This is a genomic window from uncultured Lactobacillus sp. (assembly GCF_944327175.1).
Classification (GTDB): domain Bacteria; phylum Bacillota; class Bacilli; order Lactobacillales; family Lactobacillaceae; genus Lactobacillus.
The window spans coordinates 1-3,747 of the sequence record NZ_CALVGT010000018.1 but is presented as its reverse complement, the minus strand read 5'-3'; the positions used below and the strand labels follow the sequence as shown (position 1 = coordinate 3,747).

At 45.4% G+C, this 3,747-nt stretch carries 3 protein-coding genes and 1 pseudogene; all 4 read left to right on the top strand.

What is annotated here, in order from left to right; translation table 11 throughout:
* Positions 1-650 precede the first annotated feature (650 nt).
* The 4 genes and pseudogenes from Q0J41_RS03225 to Q0J41_RS03210 all read left to right on the top strand — a co-directional run bounded on the left by Q0J41_RS03225 (position 651) and on the right by Q0J41_RS03210 (position 3,182).
* The gene (locus Q0J41_RS03225; RefSeq protein WP_296226046.1) at positions 651-998 is read left to right on the top strand and encodes a hypothetical protein; all 348 of its coding nucleotides are present in this window, start codon (positions 651-653) and stop codon (positions 996-998) included.
* 91 nt (positions 999-1,089) lie between these two features.
* A pseudogene (locus Q0J41_RS03220) lies at positions 1,090-1,224 on the top strand (family 1 glycosylhydrolase); the annotation flags it as partial.
* An 80-nt stretch (positions 1,225-1,304) separates the two neighbouring features.
* Positions 1,305-2,267, top strand: a complete 963-nt coding sequence (gene manA, locus Q0J41_RS03215; RefSeq protein ID WP_296226044.1) for a mannose-6-phosphate isomerase, class I — start codon at positions 1,305-1,307, stop codon at positions 2,265-2,267.
* Positions 2,268-2,306: 39 nt separating this feature from the next.
* Entirely contained in the window at positions 2,307-3,182 is an 876-nt protein-coding gene (locus Q0J41_RS03210; protein WP_016396035.1) for an ROK family protein, read from the top strand.
* The last annotated feature ends 565 nt before the right edge of the window (positions 3,183-3,747 follow it).

Sequence of the window (3,747 nt, the reverse complement as noted above, 5' to 3'; positions counted from 1 at the left end):
CGTTTGATATTGATGATGTTGTGGTTGACTAAATTATATCAAGCGAACAAAGGGCTTGTGCTTTTTTATTGGCTAAACTATTGAATTTTCAAGGTACAAGCCCACTTTTGCAAGTGGGAAGTTTAAGTTATTAAAAACCCCGACATTTCTGAAGCGGATTTAAAATTAATACAGAAAAATACAGGAAATGAAACTATTAAACAATTAGCAACTGAAAAGTTGCAACATCTTAATAGTCAGTCCATCCAAGAGAGTTTGAATTCGTATCGCAGATTACATGATGCGAGAGGTTGGGCAGCTTCCATAGCGAGAGGACAAAGTCTTAATGACCTAAAATACAGATATAAGAATGCTACCCCTGATGAGAAAGCTAAAATTCGGGATATTTTACATAATGCTAATTAATCTGATGGGACACTCAAAAAAGAAATGCCTTGATATTAGCAAATAAATATTATAAAATTAAACTAACAATTAAATCACGTGTTATATCAAGAGCTAGTGAGTGATTACACACTTTGACCTAGCAGCAACCTGCCGACCGGTAAGGTGCTCCACTGTAAATGGATATACGTCACTTAACCGTGTTCGTATATCGAGCACGGTTTTTTTTGTGGCAAAGTCCCAGTGACGTTAAACAGGAGGAACAGATGTCAAGTATACTAGATGATCAACTACGATTAATGGCTTTAAAGCAATACGGGTTAATTAAATCAATTAAAACACCCGACATTTCTGAAGAGGATTTAAGATTAATACTGAAAAATACAGAAAATAAAACTATTAAACAATTAGCAGCTGAAAAGCTACTTAAAAAAACCAACCTTTATACAGTGGATTTAGAATTAATACTGAAAAGTACAGAAAATGAAACTATTAAACAATTAGCAACTGAAAAGCTACAATATCTTAATTCGCATCCCAGATTAGGTGTGGCAGCTTCCATAGCGAGAGCACAAAGGTTGGGCAGGTTCCATAGCGAGAGCACAAAGGATTAATGGCCTGAAATACAGATATAAGGTCCTGATGAAAAAGTTAAAATTCGGGATATTTTACATAATGCTAATTAATCTGATGGGACACTCAAAATGGTCCTGGATGAATGCCTACCGGAACCGCTACGGGCTGATCCGCGACGACATTCACACCCAGAAGAAGACTTTGAAGAAGTCCGCCTACTGGTACCGGAAGCTGAGCGATACTAACGAACTAGATGCTGATTAAGAAAGCGCATCGACAAGCTTTGCCGAAAAGTTTACAATGAAAGCGGTAAAGAAAAAGTTTTTCAAGGAGAATCAAAAGAGATGGCAGAACCATTATTTTTGGAACCAGTTTTTCATGAAAAAATCTGGGGCGGTACTGGCTTAAAAGACGAATTTGGCTACCAGATTCCCAGCGACCACACCGGTGAAGCCTGGGCAATTTCCGCCCACCCGCATGGCCCGGCAACGATCAAGAACGGCCCTTACAAGGGGATGAAGCTGAACGAGCTTTGGGACCAGCACCGGGAACTTTTCGGCAACGCTAAAGGAGATGTCTTCCCGCTTCTGACCAAGATTTTGGATGCAAACCAGGACCTGTCCGTTCAAGTGCACCCTGACAATGAATACGCCAGAATCCATGAAGGGGAACTGGGTAAGACTGAATCCTGGTACGTGATCAAGGCCAAGCCAGGCGCCAAGCTCTACTACGGCCACAATGCCCAGACCCGGGAAGAATTCACTGAAATGGTGAAAAACGGGGAATGGAAGAAGCTCTTGCGGACCGTCCCGGTGCATGAAGGGGACTTCTTCTACGTGCCACATGGCATGGTGCACGCTGTCGGCAGCGGCATCATGGTTTTGGAAACCCAGCAGTCCAGCGACACCACCTACCGGATGTACGACTTCGACCGGGTGGACAAGAAGACCGGCAAGCTGCGCGAGCTCCACTTGCAGCAGTCAATCGACACGGTGCAAGTGCCGTTTGAGATGCCAAAGCTAAACCATGAAGAATGGGATGTTGGTGACGTTCACGTGACCCAGTTCGTGATGGCGGAATACTTCGGCGTCTTCAAGCTGGATGTTCACGGCAAGGGCGACTTTGAGATCAAGGATGGCAAGTACTGCTTGCTGTCAGTCTTGGACGGATCTTGCGATTTGACGGTTGACGGGCAGACTTACCCGTTGAAAAAAGGTGATCATCTGATTTTGCCAACGACGATTTCCTGTTATACTTTAGATGGTCAAGCTACGATTATCGCTTCCAAACCAGGCGATGAAGCTTAAAAGACAAAATCGAGAGTTAACAGAAGCATAGGTGAGAATATGACAGATACTTTTGTAGGCAGTATTGAAGCCGGTGGCACCAAGTTTATTTTAGGTGTGCAAAACGTGGAAACTGGGGAAACCACTGCAACCAAGCGGGTGCCAACCACGACTCCGGCGGAAACTCTGGAAGCCTGCCGGGACTTCTTCAAGGAGAACCCGGTCAAGGCTATCGGGATCGGTTCTTTTGGCCCGATCGACATCGACCCGAAGTCAGCAACTTTTGGCTACATTTCCAAGACCCCAAAGGCTGGCTGGTCAAATACTGAACTGAAGGGCTACTTTGAAAAGGAACTGGGCGTGCCAGCCGTTTTGACGACTGACGTCAACGCTTCCTGCTACGGGGAATACATTGCCCGCGGCCGGGATAATGAAAAGACCTACCTTTACATCACCATCGGGACTGGCGTTGGGGCTGGTGCCATCCAGCAAGGCCACTTCATCGGCTACACCAACCACTCAGAAATGGGCCACATGCGCATTCCTAAGCGGGCGGACGACAAGTATGAAGGCGGTTGTCCTTTCCACCACGACGCCTGTGGGGAAGGCTTGACGGCTGGTCCGACGATCAAGGGCAGAACCGGGATTCCTGGGGAAGACCTGGACCGCAGCCACCCAGTCTTTGACTTGATTTCCTACTACGTGGCTGAGATGCTCTACAACATCTACTTGACCATCCGGCCAGATGTCATGGTTGTCGGCGGGTCAGTCTTGAACGAAGGCGACATGCCAACGGTCAGAAAGTACTTCGCGGAAATGAACAACGACTACGTTGCCCTGCCGCACCTGGACGAACTGATCGTGCGGCCGATCGTTGCCAACAACGGTTCAGCTACCTTGGGCTGCTTTGAAATGGCCAAGGACCTGCTTAAGTAAAAAGCGAAAAAAGATAATAGCACTAAAAAACCAGCTCAAGCGACAGCTTGGGCTGGTTTTATTATGGATTTCATTGCTAGGCAGGATGCGGTTCATCAGCAGGGTCCGGGTCCCATCTAAAAAGAGGCATAATTACGCAGAAATACTACGAGACAGCGTAGGCAAATGCTCTAGTAATTTGCATGGCTTGCTCCCTATAAAATACGATATGTTCCTTAATTAATATAATAACTTATTTGCCTTAACAAAAGGGATGGCAGGGCCCAAAATGATTGATTAAAAATTTAGATGTTAGCGCTTTTAATTCACGTGGGAGTATGTTATATTTTTAACTTGGAATAGATGTCCTCAATTCTTCATAATATAAGGGCTATCCACAGTTAATCAGGATGTTGTCAATGGTAACCCCTTACTGAAGTAAGGGGCTTGAAGCGCAAGCTTTAGGTCTCTTATCTTTAGCAGGGAAGCTGGAGAAATCCGGCTTTCATTGTCTAGACTAAGCTATCCAATCGGCTTCGGCTGACTGGATAGAGGAACTACGTTATCCATGTCATCACACCCAAGG